The sequence below is a fragment of the Clostridium sp. LIBA-8553 genome (assembly GCF_057782465.1).
This window is the reverse complement of record NZ_CM173489.1, coordinates 1,098,440-1,118,212: the sequence shown is the minus strand read 5'-3', so window position 1 is coordinate 1,118,212 and position 19,773 is coordinate 1,098,440. Positions and strand designations below refer to the sequence as shown.

Here is a 19,773-nt window from a genome sequence, read left to right as displayed (position 1 = left end):
AAACACCTTTTTAAGCTAAAATTTTATTTTAAAGAACTAAAAAGGCTTAAAGCTACAGAAATAAACTAGATTAAAAAATCTAAGTTTTCTTTTCTATAACCTTAAGCCTCATTGCTCAATTCAAACCACTACTTCGCAGTTCATAGTTATTTACATTCTTTATTTTCTTCAATTTTAAAATTTAATATTACTTTGGTTCCTTCTTTATTAGAAGTTATATCCATAGTTCCTTTTAGTTGATCCTTCATGTAACTATTAACTATGAATAATCCTAAATTATTGCTACCAACTAACCCTAAATCAAAACCACATCCATCATCTACAACAGCTATAGTTTTGTCTTCTCCTTGGCTTTGAATAAGGATTTGGATTGTTCCTTCTTCTTTATCACCAAATGCATGATCATAACAATTTTGTATAAGCTCATTCATTATTAGAAGCAAGCCAGTTAACTTTTCTCCACCTATATAAAAATTATTTCCTGTTATATAGATATTTATATTTGTTCCATACCAACTTTTCTTTATATTTTCTATTAATGCCTCTAAGGCATCTCTAACTTTAATATTACTTCCTTGAGATTTAGATAATAAATCATGAGTTGTAGCAATAGCAAGTATTCTGTTTACACTCTCTTGTAGATATTCTTTAGCTTCATCATTTTTACATCGTCTACTCTGACTTCTAAGTAATGCCGCTGCTGTTTGCAAACTATTTTTTACTCTATGATGAGCTTCTCTTAAAGCTACTGACTTTAAGACTAACTCAGCCTCTTTATTTTTAATCTCACTTATGTCCTTTATTACCTCTATAACTCTTAAGTTCTCTTTATTTGTAAATGTTCTACTTATTTCAAAATAAGAATTTTCAACTTGAATTTCTTTAACCTGCTTAAAATCCTCTTTTTCATTAAAAATTCTAGAAATATCTTCAAACTTAGCGCAATCTAAGGATAATTTATCAAAATCATCTCCATAGCTTATGTTCTCATAGCCTAAGCAATTATAGATGTCATCTGCTCTAATATTCTTTATAACAAGTTTTCCTTTTTTATCAAAAACAAGAATCCCATCATACAGGTTATTTGCTATTAAAGAACCTTCTTTTAAAAGTTTTAAAAATTCCTTTGATTCTGATTTTTCATTTGCAGAACTTATATCTATCTTGAAAGTAAATTCAAGTTCATTACTAATATCTTTTTCTACTATTACAACTCCTACAACCTTTTCTTCATGAAGAATTGGATGTATTCTTTGTTTTACAAACTTATTTTCTTGGTTTAGTGCCTTTATATCCTTATTAACTGTTCCGGTTTCTAAGGTTTTTATAACACCAGGCTCATTTTCTTTTAAAGCTTTTTTTCCAACTACATTTTCTTTATATAAGGAAGGCTTCTCCTTTGGAATAGCATGATCTACTACAATAGCAAAGTTTTGATCTTTATCTAAGACATCTATAAATACATCACTTTCATAAAAATCTGCCATAAGCTGTAAGGATTTTGAAACTTCCCTTATTTTATTTATTTCATCTTGATTTAAAAGTGTGTATTCTCTACATAATGTCCCAATCATTATTTATTCCTCATATCCAACAATGATTATTTTTGCTATCTCAGCCATGGTAGTTCTTCTATCCATACTTAACTTTCTTATTCTATTATAAGCCTCGTCTTCAGTTGAATTTAACTGCTTAACAAGTATTCCTTTTGCCTTCTCAATTAACTTTCTATCATTTAATTTATTATTTATCTTATCAAAGTCTTTTTTTAGTTCATCAAATTCATTTGCCTTTGATAAGCACATCTCTACAGTAGGAATAAATACTTTTTCATTTACAGGCTTTATCATATATCCAAAGGCTCCTACTTCTTTAGCCATTTCAATATATTTCTTATCTTCAAATGCTGTTAATAATATTATGCCCCCAACTAACTTTTCCCTAGTTAATACCTTACTAGCTTTTATTCCATCTAATAAAGGCATATCTATATCCATTAAAACTAAGCTAGGATTATATTTCTTACAAACTTCAATTGCTTCAAAACCATCAGAAGCCTCTCCTACAACATCGTATCCATTAGCCTCTAAAATTTCCCTTGTATCCATTCTTGTAATAGGCTCATCATCGACTATTACTATAGTTCTTTTCATTAACAGTTCACCTCAAATTAAAATTTGTTTAAGTAATTAAATAACTCTTCAATTCCCACATCATCCACTGTATCAACTTTAAATATGTTGCTTACTCCAGCTAATCTTAATCTATCTTCTGCTATTTCTATCTCTTCTTCATCCTTAGCTAGATTTATCTTTGTGATAATACCTATTACTTCTTTGCAAAATATACTTGCAAATCCTGGAGCAATATAATTTTCTTCTGAAGTACAGTCATAAACTAAAGCTATAATATCAGCATCTGCTGCTGTAACTATTAAAGCATTATAGTATCCTCTGTTTTCTATATATTCCCCTGGAGTATCTATGGCGTTATCATAGAGCTCTATGGCTTGAGTTTTCTTATACTTTATTTCTAAGTTGTTTAAGGCTTGGCATAATGTTGTTTTCCCACACCCTGTCTTACCCATAAATATTACTCTTCCCATAGTCTAAGTCCTCGTGATCTTAGTTGATGAGAAATTTAAAATGTTACCTAAAACATCTAAAACTTCATTTAAGGCTGACTCAACAGAACTTATATCACCAGTTACTACTAAAGATCCACTAAATCTATCTATAAAACCTAATGAAACTCCTGAAGCCTTTGTAGCAACGTCTGCTGCTATGATAGATGCTTCACTTGGTGTTATAGTCAGGATTCCTATTGCATCCTTCTTGTCCACTATAAGACCTAATTTTTTGTATATATCCTCATTAGGATTTGCTATTATATGAGCAAGTGTAACCTGTTTCCCTGGTACATATTCTTGTATAATTCTCTGTTTTGACTCTTCTCCCATATGCTTCTCACCTTACTTTCCCACACTAAATTATTGATTAGTCAAATCCTTTTCATAACTTTTTAATAAAAAAGCTTCTTAAAGTTTCATTCCTATTTTTGAATAAATGAAATCCCTTAAGAAGCTGCATTGCTCTAAAACTTAATCACACCTTTGTGATAATCTTATTATAAATTTTAATTAATTCAATGTCAACATTTTCATAAATTTTTCATATTATTTTGTCATATTAACAATTTTTTTGTCTTTTACTTGGACCTTTGCAAAAATAACACCTTATAAGAACCATTAAATTAAAACTCCCTAAAAGACTAATACTAAAAGCTATAATCATTTAAGGAGCTAAAACAACAACTATTTAATTTTGTTTAAAATTAATATTATATCTTTTTCATCTGGTATTCTTGGGTTAGTTTCTGTACAAGCATCCTTTAATGCTAACTTAGCAACTTCCTCTTCTAGTCTATTAACCTCATCAATATCAACTTTACATTCTCTTAAAGTTGTAGGCATATTCATAGTTTTTTGCATCTTTTTAATTTCATTTATAAGATTTTTAACTAATCCTCTAGTATTTGATCCTTGTAATCCAACTATTTTAGCTATTCTAGCATACTTTTCAGCAGCCTCACTAAACTCTCTTGAGTTATAACCTGTTATGTCTGCATTATATTCTATTATATGAGGTAATAATATTGAATTAGTTCTTCCATGAGGAACATGGAATTTTCCTCCTAAAACATGTGCGATACCATGATTTACTCCTAAAGAAGCCTCATTAAATGCTAATCCAGCTAAACATGAAGCATTGTGCATCTTCTCTCTAGCCTCTATATCGTTTCCATCTTTATAGGCTTTTAATAAATATTTAAACACTAATGTAGCCGCCTTCTCAGCTAAAGCATCTGAAAAGTCTGTTGCATTTTTAGAAACATATGCCTCTAAGGCATGAGTAAGTACATCCATTCCTGTGTCAGCAGTTATAAAATTTGGAACTGTTCTAACAAGTTCTGGATCTAAAATTGCTATGTCTGGTAATAGTTCATCAGAAACTAAAGGATATTTAACTCCTTTTTGATTATCTGTTATTACAGAAAATGAAGTAACTTCTGAGCCTGTACCACTAGTTGTTGGTATAGCTATAAACTTCATTTCATTTAATTTAACTAATTTCTTTGAAAAATCTATTATTGCTTTAGTTGCATCTATAGCAGAACCTCCCCCTAAAGCAATAACCACATCTGGATTAAACTCCTTAAGCATCTCAATTCCACTTACAACTAATTCAATTGGTGGATCTGGAACTATTTCACTAAACACACATACCTCAGATTCTTTTAAGTTATTAGTTAGTTTTTCTATAGTACCTGACTTCACCATAAAAGGATCTGTAACTATAAAAACTTTCTTGTTTTTAAGTTCTTTTAAATAATCTAAGGCTCCTTCTCCAAAAAGTATTTCTGTCTTAATCTTAAACCTCTTCATTATTAGCTCCCCTCTTCTTATTGATTATGGGCAAGAGAACTTCTTTATAAAAAAATAAGAAGCTCCATAGGGATTTCCTATGGAGCTTCTTTGCTCTCTAAACACCACATTGTGTTATTTTTAATATACTCTTTTTAAAAAATATTGTCAATAAAACTTATTTCTCTTGTTTTAGTTTCTTGTTCTTTAAAACTCTATAAATACAATATGCACAAATAGATAAGACTGTAATAATTACTAAAGCTATTGAATAATGCTTTAAGGCCTTTTCTATAAAAGCCTTATTATCATAAGCAAAATACCCTAATGAAAGATAAAAAACATCCATAATTGTTATTCCCAATGCTGAAAACACCACAAATATTCCTTTATTGACATTTTCTGCTCCTGCAAAAAGAGATATGTATGTTCTTGTAAAAGGTAAAATCCTAGCTAGAAAAACTGTTATTCTGCCATATTTAGAAAATAGCCTATTTATCTTTTCAAATGTAGACTTACTCTTTTTATGCTTACTTTCAATAAAAGCAATAACTCTTTGTCCTGCATATTTACCAACTGAATAACTTATTAGGGCACCAATAACTCCTCCAATTATAGTTATTGGCAAAACATATAAAATACTATATTTACCACTTGCCACACTAGCCCCAACTGCTGGAAGTACAACTTCACTTGGAAATGGTAAACAGGCATACTCAAGTATGTTTAATATGAATATTCCAGTATATCCACAAGTACTAGCCAAATAAATGATAAAGCTAATAAAACTACTAAAAAAACTCATAAACTATTTTCCTTTCTGTCTTTCTTCTAACTTAATGTTAATTATCCTTCTATAGATAAAATTAAACTTAATCAAAAAAAGAGCTTCCTCTATTTCTTATCCTCTAGAAACTAGCCTTTTAATAACTTTCTTCTAAAGATAGCAAGTAATTTTCTTCATGAGAACCATCCCCTAAAATAAACACTTCATCATTTGGTATATTTAACTCTCTAGGATTACAATCTAATCCTAAATAAAGTTGATATAGTGTACATCCTATCTTCTCACCAAAAATCCTTTATAAACATTATAATACCAAATTATTCTTTCAAATTTATTACTAAAAACTTTCTTATTTTTTGAAAACATTTTCTTGATTTTTTAAAAATAATATATTATAATAAGTGTAAAGGTTTTAATGATGACACCCTCTTTTCTTGGTTTGTCATCGATAAACTAATTAATTTTTTTCATTTTTAATGCACTTTTGTGTTATTTACGTATTATTGAATGTGATTTAAAAAGGACAAATACTTTAGGTATTTGTCCTTTTTATACTTTCTATTCTTTTCTCCAATCATATACTTCTTTTTCAACATTTATATGATGACCATTTATTGAAACAGTATTCTCATTAATCCACTTAACATCTACTATTTCTATTTTATAATCCCAGTAAATATTTTTTGCCATATCCGTTAAGTTATCTACTAATTCACACCTTGCAGCCCAATCATTTAAAGTTCCTGAACTACATATATATGAATTTATAGTATATCTCTTATCTGGAGAATCATAACTCTTTTGCAAACTACCTATTGGTAATCTATCTATTGATACTTCATTGTGTTTAAGTTCCTCATAATAATAATTAAAGGTAGAAAACCAAATTGCTCCCAAAGTACCAATGGTTATAAAAAGTGTAAAAACAATAATAGCTCTATTTATTTTACACTTCTTATTTAAATCTATTTTCTCCACTTAATCTCTCCTTACGTTTCAATAATCAAAATTTTAAACATTTTACCAATACTCAATAAAATTTAATTCATAGCTTTTTTATTATTATAAAAATTTCTATATAAATTTAAAAAATTTTCAAGTATTCTAGCTGTCATCCCCCAAATAACATATTTATCATACTTATAAAATATAACTTTATACTTTCCCTCTCTAAATTTATAATCTTTACCTCCGATTATATTATGAAAAGGAAAATCCTCCTTTGGAACATTCAAAATCTTACTATAAGTTACCTCTGGCTCATAGTTCATGAAATATACTAAAGGAATCACTAATATGTCCTCTACCTCTTCCTTATTTATTAAAATACTATTTATTATATCTTCTTTAGAATTTTTTGCAACTCCTAAAAATGGATAAATTAATATATTATTAGGCGAAACATATAAATCTAGCTCGCTTATAATCTCTAATTTTTCTTTTCCTAATCCAATTTCCTCAAAACACTCTCTTAAAGCAGCTTCCTTAGGACTTTCTCCCTGTTCTATAGCTCCTCCTGGAAAACATATTTCTCCTGGATTACTATTTAACTTGTTATTTCTTATCTCAAAAATAATATTATATTCACCATTTATATTTATAAGAGGTATTAAAACGGAACATTTTTTCATGTCTTCTGATCCATTAATTCCAACTTTATACCCCTTAAATACTTCTTTTAATTCCTCAATGTTGCTCATAATAATCCTCACCTCTTAATACTAAATCTAATTATTAAAACACTTATAAATCACTTCAAGCCGTGATAATTTTATATAACTAAATCCTTTTTTCAAATTTAAAGTATAATATCTTATAAAATAAAAATTTATAAAAATTAACTTTATTTTTATGACCTTATGTTTCATAGTATGACCAATTAACTCATATAATTTAACAACAGAATATATATTTATATGTTAACCTTAATTAATATATAACATGAAATTTCCCTATGAATAAAGGTTTAAATTCAAACTATTCTAGAATATGCTAAAGAAATTACAAAATACTATTCTTTATTATAAGTTACTACTTTAAATTTATTTAAAGTTTCCTTTTTAAATCTAGCTATTTTCATAATATTACTTTTAGTTTTTTACCCTTTCGTTTTACCCAGATGTGTAAGTTTAAAAGATAAAATTAAAAATTGAATCTTAGCCACTAATATTTAAATAATTAAGGAGGCCTCTTCCATGAATCTTATTAAAATAATTATACTATTAATTATCACTTTACTACTTATTATTGTAGGAAAATTTACCAAAAGCAGATTTATAACAATACTTTCGCTAATACCTTTTTCCTTAATCCTATTAAACTTCTTATCATTTCTATACCAAAGGCTAATAAATTACTAATATTCTTTTAATTTAATCTATACTAAGTAACAATTCCATACTCCTCATTCCTAAATAAAATTAAAGGGTTTTAGAGTAAGATAATTCAGCAAAAGTTTAAAATCTACAAAAAGATATTTATAAATAATAAGATTAAATTAATTTGATAATACTAAAGTAAACTTTGAAATTTATATATGAAAGGACTTTATTATGAGTAAGAAATTTAATACAGAGGATTTTGAAAAACTTAATAGCCCTGAAAGGTTAAATTTAATAGATTTAAGAGAACTGCTAAAAATTTTAGCTCTAAATGATTCTCCAGTAATTGCCGATGTTGGAGCAGGTACTGGATTATTTTCTCGTGCATTTTTAGAAAAACTTCCTGATAGCACTTGCTATGCACTAGATATTGCTGATGAATTCATAGACTACATGAATACGAACCTAAAATCTTCTTATCCTAATAGATTAACGATTGGAAAAATGCAAGAAAACCATATTCCCTTAAAAGATAGCTCTGTAGACTTAGTAATTATGATAAACCTTCATCATGAACTTCATTCTCCTATTGAACTTCTTAAAGATACCTATAGAGTTTTAAAGGAAAATGGAAAGATTTTCGTTGCTGATTGGAAAGAAGGATTCCATAAAGAAGCTCCTAGTAAAAATTCTATTATTTCCGACATGAAAGAAGCTGCCTTTTCTCCAGTTGAAGAAGTTCCACTATCAAATGAACTTATTTGTCTGGTTGGAGAAAGATAATTATACCTTAAAATCTTATATTCTCTTAATTCTAATAAAAAACAACTAAAAAAAGAGCCCCCCTTAAACCGATCAGGAAGGCTAAAAAATAAATTATATAATTAAATCTATACATATATAAACCAATATCTTAATACGTTTACATTATAATTCTAATTTTATACTAAATCAAGCTTTTTTAAGAAAAATAGTTATTTTTATCCATAACAAATATATTATTTTTAAATATAATAATATATCCCCCTTAAATTTATTATTTGTTAACGAGTCTTAAGTTAAATGAAAATTATTTTGCTTAAGATTCTTTTTATGTGTATATTTTATAAAAAATAGTCAATAATTCCAATATAAATTTAAATAGGAGGGCTATTAAAAATGAACAAAAAAAATACTTTAATCCTTGTAGGATCACTGATATGTGTAGCTTTATTAGGCTACTTTACATATTCAACTTTTTCTATATTAATGAAAGATAAAGCAACTTCTCAGAAGGTTTCAAGCAATACTCCAACTGATTATGATGAGGATAATGATGTAGATACTTCTTCTGAGAATACAGATAAAAACCAAGATTCACAAAATGACTTAAGTGAGAGATTGAAAGAAACTGATTCAAAGCAAAAAGAAAATAACTCAGATACAAATGAAAAACAATCTGAGAAAACTTCTAATAATTCAGAGGAAAAATCTACTGAAGAGAAATCAAATAAGAGCAATACTAATGAAAACAGTAATAAAACTTCCAATGAAAACTCAAACTCAAAGGAACCTGCAGATAATAATAACAAGGGAACTAAAACTGATGACTCTAAATCTGAAAGCAAGAAAACACTAAGCTATTCTTCTTACTTAAATGATTTAGAAACTGAAAAATATACTCTTAAAGAAAATGAAAGCTTAAGTGACGTTGCTAAAAAGTTCAAGGAAACTTGTACTGTTAATTCTAGTTTGAATATTATAAAATCTCTCAATCAAGTAAATAATGTTTCTTCACTAGAATCAGGGGATACCTTACTAGTTCCTGTAAATGCTTTTGAGGATGGAAAAAAATACACAGTAAAAGAAGGGGATACTTGGTATAACATAGCAAGAAAATACTATCCTACTTATAATCATGAGGTGGTTATAGATTTTCTTATGGATGTTAATCCATTCCACAACGATATACTTCCATTAGGAGAGGAAGTATTTTTACCTAATATATAAATAATTTAGGCAAATATAACACTTAGCATATAAAAAACTTTTAAAAATAAACCTCTTTATTAAAATAAAATTTTGAATAAAATAAAAAAGGACTTGTCATAAATATCTACTTAATAAAACCTATAACCATTTTAAAAAACTGATAAATATCTATTTTCTAAAATGTTTATAAGTCTTATTAACATAAGTATTTTCATAAGTCCTTTTTACTTATATGCTCTGTTTTATAGGAATTTTTCCTTTTTCTAATCTATCAATTTCTATCTTTGCTTTTATACCTTTCTCTAAAAAACTCTCACACAATAAATCCTTCTTAGTTAAGCTGCTACCCTGTCTCTCTAATCTTTTTTAATTTTTTCTTAGAATTATTTAAAACTAACCTCAAATTAAATATAATTCAAATTTTTATAAGCAAACTTTATTGTATTTTGTGGTATTTCCCATTACTTATTATTTTCCATAGAATCCCTATTAATATAAGTTCTAAAACTATAAAAATATATACTCCATATGGCATTTTATTAATGAAATAATGAATTCCACCTAAAATTATGCTTAACATAAAAACTACTAAGGTTATTCCCAAGTCATCCATTTTATCACCATCTTTAAAGCTTACTGAGAAAGGAAGATGTTTGTCCATAGCCTTTAGTGTTATTATGTTTAAAATAATTATTACTAAAAATATAGCTATAAGTTGAGGAATAACTCTTAAGCTAAATATCCACAAATATATCAGAGCCAATAATATATAAACTGGCATAACCATTTTATAAAATACACCCTTAAAGGCCCCCTTAAATACTGAGGCCATATCCTCTATAGGAACAGCCTTGTATATCCAAGCTGCCTTAAACTGATCTGAATATTTAATCATAAGTATAACAGGAGATAACATAAATATACACATGTATAAAGTGAAAAATTCATTTGAATTAGCCATAGCATTTTTCCACTCTGTAAAACCTACATAATTTCTAGAAGAATTAGCTAAAAATATAAAGGGAAAAACTACAGCCATTGCTAAATTTGGATATGTCTTCAATTTAAAATTTCTCTCACTTTTTATTATATTAATAGTAAAATTAAAGAAGCTTTTTTCAGTATTATTTCTACAAATTAGATTTCCAATCTTAAAAGAGAACGGTATCTTATCTTTTCCCTTATATGTGTTATTATTTAACTTTTGAATATAGTCTTCAAATCTCTTAGCTATTTTAAAGTAAATAAATACTGATACTAACGGTGATAAAATTGCTAATACTGTAAAAATTATTAATGTGCTATTCACTCTTCCACTTTCTATTATCTCAAGAGGAGCTGCAAACCATAGAGATGGTATTAATCCTTGCCACCACTTAGTCACACTAAAATTGCCTCCAGCTTCTAAAACATCAAAAATTCTTCCAATCATTTGGTACATAACCATTATTCCAATAGTAAGAAATATTTGAACCCCATTTATTATATCCTTAAGTTTTTCTCCATTAAAAAATTTAAGAACTAAATAATAAATAAATGCTGTTATAAGTACCATAAATAGATTAATAAGAATAATCTCTAATATGAAAATAAGTGTGAAAGCTACTCCATATCTCAAAGAAACAACTATCCCAACTCCTCCAAAGGCTAAGCTTAACTTTGTCATATAAATTAGAATATTAGTAATCTTAGCAGCATTTATTGTTTTAGCACTTACACCAGTGATTCCAAGTAAATTCTTGTCTCTAACATCTAAAAGAACATAGGAAAAGTCTGCTATAAAGCTACTACCCATTAGAAACATAAATGCACCAAAATAAAGAGCCATTTGAAGCATTATATTATATTTTAAAACTATAAGCATAGACATAAATGCTCCCATTAGTGCATATAGACCCAATGCCATACCAAATTTGTTGTCCTTCTCATCATTATTCTTATTGTTCATAGTAATTGTAGGTGCTCGTCTTTTATTCATAATAAGCTTAGTTTCTAAAATTAATCTCATCATTTCATAGTCCACACCTAGTTTTTCATAAAGTCCTCTTAATCTATCAACTATTATTAAAGATTTATCCTTTTTCATAAACTACACCCCTTTTATAAGTGCAGTAAATTCTTCTGCTAATCTTTTATGATCATTAAAGCCAGTTAAGTCATTGAATATTTCTTCTAAAGACTCTTCATTACAATTTTCCTTAAGCTCTTCAAAACTGCCATCTGCAGCAACTAATCCATTATTTAAAAGAATTATTCTATGACTTATTTTCTCAACAACATCAATTATGTGGGATGAATAGAATATAGTTTTACCCTCTTTAACTAGTTCAGATAAAATTTCCTTTATAACCATAACACTATTTGCATCTAAGCCATTTAAAGGTTCATCTAAAAATAAAATATCTGGATTATGTATAAGACTTGATATTAAAAGAACTTTTTGCCTCATACCTTTAGAAAAGCTTGAAATCCTTGAATTGTAAACTTCACCTATACCCAGTATTTTCATAAGCTGCTTACTCTTATATAAAACATCTTTATATTCCATGCCATATAGCTGTCCCATAAAAGTTAGATACTCCTTAGCAGTCAAAGTATCATATATATCTGCCATTTCTGGAACATATCCAATTCTCTTTTTATAGCTTCCATCACTTTTTAAAATATTCTCTCCAAAAATCTCAACAGTACCTGTGTACCCACTTAAAAGGCCTAACATTATTTTAACCGTAGTACTTTTTCCTGCCCCATTAGTTCCAATGTAACCTATTATTTCCCCTTTACGTATATCTAAATTTATTCCTTTTAAAACCTCTTTTGAACCAAAGTTCATTTTTAAATCTCTTATTTTTATAATAAGCTCATTATTTTTCTCCATACCTACCAAAGTTTGCTCCCTCATTTTATTAAATTAAATATTACTAATTATTTTATAACCTAAACAAAATACAACCTCGTCACTATCTAATAAGCTCTAATTTTTAGATAATACTTAAGACCATATTATTTTTCTTCTAACTCTTTCATGTATCTAGCTAGTTTTTCAGAAGTTTCTTTTAAACTTTCTTCTCTTTTACTCTCATTATCTTTCTCTTGTAATTTTCTCATTTCATCAGCAAAGATTTTAGACCCCTCTCTAATCATTTCATTTCTAGCCTCTTTATTGCTTGTGTAAGCATCAATATTTTTCATATTTCTATCCTCTTTCTTATTTTATTTAATGTAAAAATCCTTAACTTAATTCTTAATGAGATATAAATAAATTCGTGGAACTAAAGCAACTTATGTTAAAAGAATTAATTTTTCTCTAAAAAGTTAATTCCTGTGAAAGCTGATTGTATCTCTAAAGAAATTTTTTACATTATAGCATTATTTTACACTAGCAACTCTGTTCACACAATATTAACATTATAATAACTTACTAAAAATATATAACCTTTTATTTTTCAATAGATTAATTTCCTCTAAATTACTCTTAACTTTTAGCTAAGCACTTAAAATATTTACTACTTAATAAATCCCCAAAATTTTAATTATATTTTAAAATGGTATCAATTTTGGGCTGTGTCTGAAACTCTAGCTAAAAATAAAATTTCACATAAAATATACCCTCAATTTATATTCAATCTTTCAAACCTTAATTTTACTTAAATATTTTATTATATCTTTTAATAAGTTTTTTAATACTATATATTGAATTATTTTTTAACCTATGATATCATTTATTTAACAATTTAGTTAGTTTAGTTTTTCAACCTATTTATTTATCTTACTAGCTAAGTTTCTATTCAGGATAAAATTTAATTTAAAACATAAAATATATAAAATACTTTCAGGAGGTATCTATTATGCTAATATTAACAACTGAAACAATTCCAGGTAAAGGAATAAAAGAAGTTAAAGGACTTGTTAAAGGAAGTACTGTAAGATGTAAGAACATTGGTAAAGATATAACTTCAAGCTTCAAAAATTTAGTTGGTGGCGAAATGACTTCATATACTGAAATGCTTACAGAAGCTAGACAAATAGCTATTGGAAGAATGGCAGATGAAGCTGAAGCTTTAGGTGCAAATGCAATTGTAGGAATGAGACTTGTTTCATCATCTCTTACTGCTGGCGCTGCTGAAATGGTTGCTTATGGTACGGCTGTTGTTTATGAAGATAAGTAGATAGGAAGTGTTTTCATGATTATAGTAGGATTAGTTGCCTTGTTTTATGGAACTATGATTCTCGGCTCTATAATTTTAGTTATTTGGGCAATAGGTAGCAGAGTTAAAGAAAAAAAACGTGAAAAAGTTGATCACGAAAAATATAAAAAGTATTAATTTTTAGTTTAATATATAAAAGCAATAATAATTTTTCTATTCATTTAAAGTCTTTCTCTATTTAATAAAGGCAGTAAGTTACTTAACCTACTGCCTTTATTTTACCTATTAATTTCACTAAAATTTAACTTAGAGATTAAAAAATATTCTCTGTATTTTATTTTTTATTGGTTACTTTTTCTTTTTAACTGTTAATCCTCCAAGTGTAGCTAAAGCTGCTCCCGCTAACATTAACTCACCTGTTCCAAAAGGAAGTCCAGTATTCGGAAGATTTTCATCTCCATCTGAATCCTCTCCATCTTCATTATCACCTTTATCTTCATCATCTGAGTCTTCATTATCTCCTGTGTCTTCATCCTTATTTTCATCATCTAAGTCTTCATTGTCTTCTTTATCTTCATCATCCTCAGAATCATTTTCTCCATCACCTGGTTTATTTGAGTTGTCATTATCCTCTTCTTCATCTGACTCTGAATCAATAAAGCTGTTTATTTTATTTGTTAAATCTTCATATGCCCTAATAATTTCATCTTCAGATGCTTCATTACTTAATAACTCTTCAATATTTTTTAAGGCTTCTTCTAATTGAGTTCTTTCTTCGTTTTCTTTATCTTTATTTTCAACTAAAGCGTTTTCCCCACGCTGAATTTCTTTTTTAATATCTTCAATCATAGACTCTAAAGACACAAATGTAGGTTTAACCTCAAAGATTTCCACCTTTCCAGCATTCTTCTCCCATAATAACTTTACAGATACTAACTGCCTTGGATTCTTAAGAACAAACTCATTTAAGCCTTTATCTAATACTCCAAGCTCTAAAGTTTCTCCATTTACAGTCTTTCCAATAACCTTAGCACCTGATAAATTATCTGTACTTTGAGCCACTGTAATCTTTGAAATCAATCTCTCATCAAAGACTCTACAAAGAAGATAGTCTCCACTTTTTATTTCACCCTCCGGTATATAAGCAGTATTTAAATTATTATCTCTTATATTCTCACTTCTATCTGTATATGTGCCTTCTGAAGTAGCCTTAGTCTCAAACTCTTCTACAGTTGTATTCACTGTAAATTCTCTGACTCTTGACCAACGATCTTTGTATCCACTTGAAATAACTCTAACATATTTAGCTTTTATATCTAAATCCTTTATTAAAGTATCAGTTCCTTCTACAATTCCTACCTTAGTCCAATTTTCTCCATCTAAAGAGTATTCAATGTCTCCATCTATATAGTCTCCACCTGGTCCTTGAACTAGGCTTATATCTCTAATTCTCTTTTCTGTTCCAAGGTCTAATTGTACAAAATCATCTTTTTTAATGGTATCTGAACATACAAAAGATGTTCCATAATCATTATCCACAACAAAATCAGGATGTATATTTAAATTTGAGCTTATTCTTCTATTTGTTGTTACTATCCCCTTAGAATATCCTTCTAATAAAACCTTAATCTCATCAATATTAGCTTCAGTTTTCTCCTTAGCTTTTATTCTAAAGAACTTACCTACTACAGGAACTTCATTTTTAAAGCTAGTACCTTTACTAACTTCTTCCCACTCTATATTATCAAAGGAACTTTCTAATACGAATTTATCACTTTTTATATCTCCTAAAACTTCAAAGCCAATTACATTCTTAACATCATTTATAGCAATTCCTATTGAATCTCCCTCTTCAAAAGATACCTTATTTATATTGCTCATAGATATACTTTGATTTTCTCCCTCTGAAGTCTTATTTATCTTTGAATCTTTAATTTCTATATTTCCAATTAATTTTTCCTTACTCTTTCCAGTGTTAATTTTGAAATCTCTAACATATAATCTATTTTCAGAATCTGAAAGAACTCTATATCTTATGAATCTAGCTTTTATTCCTGTTTCAACTAGTAATTCCCTCTCTCCCTTATTAACTTCTAACTCTGTCCAACTTTCTCCATCTACTGAATACTCTATTACTCCATCAGTTATAACATCTATATCATCATTATTTCTTCCCATAAGAAGATATATATCTTTAATTTCTTCAACTTGCCCTAAGTCAAATCCTATAAACTCATCCTTTTTTACTGGAGATGCAGACCAAAAGCCCGTATTGTCTTTATTGTCAAACATGTAATTTGGAACATGTGTTTCTTCTGATATAAACCACTCTGAATATTTATGATCAGCAATATTTCCAATTGATGTATAAGAATATCTCTTGTTCTCTAAAACAGTAGTTTCCTTATTGAAATATTCATTTCCAACTTCATGGACTTTTCTTATAAATGGATCCACCACATTGTTAGCAATTGTGGCTTTTATTCCATCTAAATTTCTAAGAAGTTTTATTCCTTCATAATTATCACTCCAAAACTCTGACATATCCTTATTTAAGATGTCTTGTAATATTTCTATGGATTTAAGTCCAGCATTTCCATAAATCTCAAACTTTGATAAGTGTGAATCTAATTGATTTAATAAAGTTTTATTTTCTAAATTAGTTCTTAATTTATTTGGCACCTGAACCATTTTAGAAAACTCACTTTGTAAATTACTTAATTCTCCACTAATATCAGAACCAGCTTCCCACTTTTCCCATAAGCTATCTATAATATTTTTAATCTCTGGTGAGTCTGGTCTTCCTGTATCTAATCTAGTTGAATGGTTAGCAAAAATCTTAAATTCTTCTTTCATTTCACCTGCAATAATTTCAATAGCCTTGTCCCAAGATTCTTCTGCCTCATATGCAACTGTGTTCCATCCATAATCAGCTCCTGTTAATGTTGAAATCTTTGATGCTTCAGAGAATCTCATAGGATTAACTATAAATCCTGAAACCTCCTCATCCAATTGCTTATCTAAATCATATATTGGTCCTAAAGCCATCTTGTCTTCTTTATAATCATTAACAGGATAGTTCCACCATAACATCATTTTTCTATCATAGACATTTGAAACCTTCTTAGCATCCTCTAAACTAACCCCATTTGGAGGAATAACATCATTTCCTGTCCACATTACTTCAATATCTTTATCCAAAGTTTCCGCAAATTCTTTAGTATATGTTTTAACCTCGTCTCCGTTAAACATTGAACTTCCCCAATATTCTACCGGAACAGTTATTAAAGGTTTAACTCCCTCTTTACCCTTTATAAACTCCTCATTAAATCTATTTAAAACTTCTGCTTGTTGAACTCCATTATGATTTTCTATATCATCCCAAAGAATTGCAAAACTTCTAACTCCCATATCATATAAAGTTTCTGCTTTATTTATTAAAGCCTTAAAGTCGGCTTCTCCCTCATCTCCATCAAACCTTATATCTAAGCCTGGTGATATTGCAAAAACAAAATCAACCTTATTTTCGTTAGCTGTTTCTATAAGCTCTTTCATTCTATCTAACTCAGAATCTGGATATGGTTCTCTCCACTTTTCTCTATGATATGGATCTGACTTTGGAGCATATATATAAGCATTCATCTTATATTCTCCATACATTTTAATTTGATCCAATCTTTCTTCTTGAGTCCATGGTGTTCCATAGAAACCTTCAACAACAGCTCTCATTTTAAAAGTTGGCTCATCTTTTATGACAACTTCATTTAAAGTAATCTTATTGTCTTCCTTTTCAATTAACTGTTTCAAACTTTTTACTCCATAAAAGGTTCCTGTTTCATCATTTCCTCTTATAACTATTCTATTTCCCTCTGTATTTTCATCAGATACTAGTACATATCCGTCATTTTTACTTATTGAAGATGTATCTACATTCATTTCTTCTAATACATTTTCCATTTCCCCGATATTATCATCAACTTCTCCTATATAGATAGTTGTAGCGCCTTGAACTTCTGACTCATTAATTTTTATTCCAAATTCAGTCAATATATTTTTTAAAAGTTCAAAAGCATATGTATCTGCTAAATCTCCCCCCACTATGTTAACTGAATTTTCCAAAATAAATTCACTATCTCCTAAAGATATCTCCTTAGGAGTCGGATATATACTTAGATCTTTAGTAATATCATTCTTTTTCATTTCATTTTCTAGCCCTTCATCAGCCCTTACTGATACACTTATACCTAAGTTTAAGGCCATAACAGATGCTAAACACATTGTTAATTTTCTTCTAAAATCCTTTTTTCTCATAAAATCCCCCAATATTCCCTTAATATTTAATTTAACTGTATTAAACAAATCTAAAACCTTTTTTATTCTTTTAATACTTTATTTTACATTTAATACATTTTTATGATAACATACGACACATTCTTTTTGAACCGTTTTCAAATTAATTAAACAAATGTTAATATAAACAATAATTAATAAATTTCTCTTTAATGAACAAACTAATAAAAAATAGAAAGGGTGATTTTATGAACGTATTTAAAAGGTTTTATGTAAGTTTATTTAATCCTAAAGAATACAAAGAATTTCTTAAAACCTCAGGAATCAGCGCATTCTTTTACTTATTAGTATTATCTATTTTATTGAGTTTATTAGCTTTTAGTAGAAATTATACAAGTTTAAATACCTTTTTTATTTCTAGAAAAGACGTATTAGAGCAAAAAATTCCACCTTTTGAAATCAAAAATGGAGTTTTAGATTTGAAAGGCTCTAATTTCGTAATTTTTGAAAAAGAAAATTGGACCTTAGTATTAAACGAAAAAGAAACTGCAGCCAACCTACTAAATGATTATAAGTCTGGAATTGCATTTGGTAGCGATTCTTTATTGATTAAATATAATAATAAGAAGATTACTGAAGCTAATTATTCTACTATGAACCTTTCTTTGACTGATAAACAATTAAAAGATTACTTAAACAGCATAGATAAAACATTGGGAAATACTTATTTAACTTCAATGGTAATACTTTTTGTTATTTTCTCATTTATAGCAGCCTTTATCTTAGCCATAATAACTAAAATAATTTCTAGTATTAAAAATAACTACATAAAATTTGGTGAAGCTATGAAAATGAGCATGTATGGAATAACGCCTTGCTTACTAATTCTAGCACTTTTAAATTTAATAAATATAAATATGCTTCTTAGTCTTCCATTGAGCTTTCTAGTTTCCATAATTTATGTTTACTTTGGAATATCCTATTTAAATGAATATACAATTAAATAGGTAATACTATTCCTTAGAAATAGTTTTTAGCTTTACTTAAGTATGTAAGCTTAATATACAACACTTAAAACCTAAACTTTTTATTTTCACTAACTATTTTTATAATAAAACCAATAAAAACTTCCTATATAGCAATAATAAAAGCCATATAGGAAGTTTTTTAATCAAACAAAAGCTTATTTATGTCTTATGTAATAATCAATAATAATAAATCTTATTGATTATTATCTCCTAAAAATTCATTTGCATATCTAACAACACCACTTACATTTTTTAAGGATTCCTCATTTAATTCTATTGCCATAAAGTTCTCTTCTGGAACTTCAAAAGGCGCTTTTATTCCCCAAGTACCAGCCTTTTTAAAACCGAACTTAGGATAATATTTGTCATGACCTAAAACTATTATGGAATTATATCCAAGTTCCTTTGCCATTCTCATTCCCTCTCTTATAAGTTCACTTCCAATTCCTATCCCTTGGTACTTAGGCAAAACTGCTACTGGAGCTAAAGCTAAAGTCTCATATTTATTACTTTCATTTTCTATATTAGCCTTAGTCAATAATATATGGCCAACTATTTCTCCCTCTTTTTCAGCAACTAAAGATAATCCTTCAATAAAGTTTTCTCCTTTTCTAAGCTTACTAACCAAGACATGTTCCATGTGATCACTATATTCTACATTCTTAAAAGCTTCTTCAACTAAAACCTCTACGGTCTTATGATCTTGTTCTAATTCTTTTCTTACGATTACTTTCATAAATCTAACTTCCCTTCTTAAATATAATAAATTTATTTTCTAAAAATACTATTTACTATTCATATTATA

Annotated in this window: 18 protein-coding genes; 5 read left to right on the top strand and 13 right to left on the bottom strand. The window is 28.0% G+C overall.

The window, feature by feature from the left end; all coding sequences use genetic code 11:
- Positions 1-146: 146 nt before the first annotated feature.
- The 8 genes from AC2JAQ_RS04840 to AC2JAQ_RS04805 all read right to left on the bottom strand — a co-directional run bounded on the left by AC2JAQ_RS04840 (position 147) and on the right by AC2JAQ_RS04805 (position 6,910).
- Positions 147-1,574 (bottom strand): sensor histidine kinase, encoded by a 1,428-nt coding sequence (locus tag AC2JAQ_RS04840; protein WP_488458173.1) that lies wholly within the window; start codon positions 1,572-1,574, stop codon positions 147-149.
- A gap of 3 nt (positions 1,575-1,577) precedes the next feature.
- Positions 1,578-2,153, bottom strand: a complete 576-nt coding sequence (locus AC2JAQ_RS04835; protein ID WP_488458172.1) for an ANTAR domain-containing response regulator — start codon at positions 2,151-2,153, stop codon at positions 1,578-1,580.
- A 17-nt stretch (positions 2,154-2,170) separates the two neighbouring features.
- Positions 2,171-2,605: a EutP/PduV family microcompartment system protein gene (locus AC2JAQ_RS04830; RefSeq protein ID WP_423238429.1), complete on the bottom strand. Its 435-nt coding sequence runs from the start codon at positions 2,603-2,605 to the stop codon at positions 2,171-2,173.
- Between the two features lie 3 nt (positions 2,606-2,608).
- Positions 2,609-2,959, bottom strand: coding sequence for an ethanolamine utilization microcompartment protein EutS (gene eutS / locus AC2JAQ_RS04825; protein WP_003453843.1), 351 nt, complete (start codon positions 2,957-2,959; stop codon positions 2,609-2,611).
- A 354-nt stretch (positions 2,960-3,313) separates the two neighbouring features.
- Positions 3,314-4,444: a 1-propanol dehydrogenase PduQ gene (locus tag AC2JAQ_RS04820; RefSeq protein ID WP_488458171.1), complete on the bottom strand. Its 1,131-nt coding sequence runs from the start codon at positions 4,442-4,444 to the stop codon at positions 3,314-3,316.
- 157 nt (positions 4,445-4,601) lie between these two features.
- On the bottom strand, positions 4,602-5,228 hold the full coding sequence (locus AC2JAQ_RS04815) for a DedA family protein (RefSeq protein ID WP_488458170.1): 627 nt from the start codon (positions 5,226-5,228) through the stop codon (positions 4,602-4,604).
- Positions 5,229-5,768: 540 nt separating this feature from the next.
- Positions 5,769-6,188, bottom strand: a complete 420-nt coding sequence (locus AC2JAQ_RS04810) for a DUF5412 family protein (RefSeq protein ID WP_488458169.1) — start codon at positions 6,186-6,188, stop codon at positions 5,769-5,771.
- A 62-nt stretch (positions 6,189-6,250) separates the two neighbouring features.
- Positions 6,251-6,910, bottom strand: coding sequence for an NUDIX hydrolase (locus AC2JAQ_RS04805; protein ID WP_488458168.1), 660 nt, complete (start codon positions 6,908-6,910; stop codon positions 6,251-6,253).
- 852 nt (positions 6,911-7,762) lie between these two features.
- Between AC2JAQ_RS04805 and AC2JAQ_RS04800 the strand changes: the two genes are divergently transcribed.
- Entirely contained in the window at positions 7,763-8,314 is a 552-nt protein-coding gene (locus tag AC2JAQ_RS04800) for a class I SAM-dependent methyltransferase (RefSeq protein ID WP_488458167.1), read from the top strand.
- 375 nt (positions 8,315-8,689) lie between these two features.
- The gene (locus AC2JAQ_RS04795) at positions 8,690-9,520 is read left to right on the top strand and encodes a LysM peptidoglycan-binding domain-containing protein (RefSeq protein ID WP_488458166.1); all 831 of its coding nucleotides are present in this window, start codon (positions 8,690-8,692) and stop codon (positions 9,518-9,520) included.
- A 418-nt stretch (positions 9,521-9,938) separates the two neighbouring features.
- On the opposite strand, the gene AC2JAQ_RS04790 is transcribed toward AC2JAQ_RS04795, so the two are convergent.
- The 3 genes from AC2JAQ_RS04790 to AC2JAQ_RS04780 all read right to left on the bottom strand — a co-directional run bounded on the left by AC2JAQ_RS04790 (position 9,939) and on the right by AC2JAQ_RS04780 (position 12,694).
- Positions 9,939-11,588, bottom strand: coding sequence for an ABC transporter permease (locus AC2JAQ_RS04790; protein WP_488458165.1), 1,650 nt, complete (start codon positions 11,586-11,588; stop codon positions 9,939-9,941).
- 3 nt (positions 11,589-11,591) lie between these two features.
- Positions 11,592-12,380, bottom strand: a complete 789-nt coding sequence (locus AC2JAQ_RS04785) for an ABC transporter ATP-binding protein (RefSeq protein WP_488458164.1) — start codon at positions 12,378-12,380, stop codon at positions 11,592-11,594.
- 125 nt (positions 12,381-12,505) lie between these two features.
- A complete protein-coding gene (locus AC2JAQ_RS04780) occupies positions 12,506-12,694 on the bottom strand; it encodes a hypothetical protein (protein ID WP_488458163.1) in 189 nt (62 codons plus the stop codon).
- 656 nt (positions 12,695-13,350) lie between these two features.
- On the opposite strand from AC2JAQ_RS04780, the gene AC2JAQ_RS04775 reads away from it, so the two are divergent.
- Both AC2JAQ_RS04775 and AC2JAQ_RS04770 read left to right on the top strand, forming a co-directional pair.
- Positions 13,351-13,671 carry a heavy metal-binding domain-containing protein gene (locus AC2JAQ_RS04775; protein ID WP_488458162.1) on the top strand — a complete coding sequence of 107 codons (321 nt, stop codon included), beginning with the start codon at positions 13,351-13,353 and terminating at the stop codon, positions 13,669-13,671.
- 15 nt (positions 13,672-13,686) lie between these two features.
- The gene (locus tag AC2JAQ_RS04770; RefSeq protein WP_488458161.1) at positions 13,687-13,827 is read left to right on the top strand and encodes a hypothetical protein; all 141 of its coding nucleotides are present in this window, start codon (positions 13,687-13,689) and stop codon (positions 13,825-13,827) included.
- Between the two features lie 171 nt (positions 13,828-13,998).
- Here AC2JAQ_RS04770 and AC2JAQ_RS04765 read toward each other — a convergent pair whose 3' ends face one another.
- On the bottom strand, positions 13,999-17,961 hold the full coding sequence (locus AC2JAQ_RS04765; protein ID WP_488458160.1) for a glycoside hydrolase family 84 protein: 3,963 nt from the start codon (positions 17,959-17,961) through the stop codon (positions 13,999-14,001).
- Positions 17,962-18,188: 227 nt separating this feature from the next.
- On the opposite strand from AC2JAQ_RS04765, the gene AC2JAQ_RS04760 reads away from it, so the two are divergent.
- The gene (locus AC2JAQ_RS04760; protein ID WP_488458159.1) at positions 18,189-18,947 is read left to right on the top strand and encodes a DUF1189 domain-containing protein; all 759 of its coding nucleotides are present in this window, start codon (positions 18,189-18,191) and stop codon (positions 18,945-18,947) included.
- A gap of 214 nt (positions 18,948-19,161) precedes the next feature.
- On the opposite strand, the gene AC2JAQ_RS04755 is transcribed toward AC2JAQ_RS04760, so the two are convergent.
- Positions 19,162-19,704 (bottom strand): GNAT family N-acetyltransferase, encoded by a 543-nt coding sequence (locus AC2JAQ_RS04755; RefSeq protein ID WP_488458158.1) that lies wholly within the window; start codon positions 19,702-19,704, stop codon positions 19,162-19,164.
- Positions 19,705-19,773 lie beyond the last annotated feature (69 nt).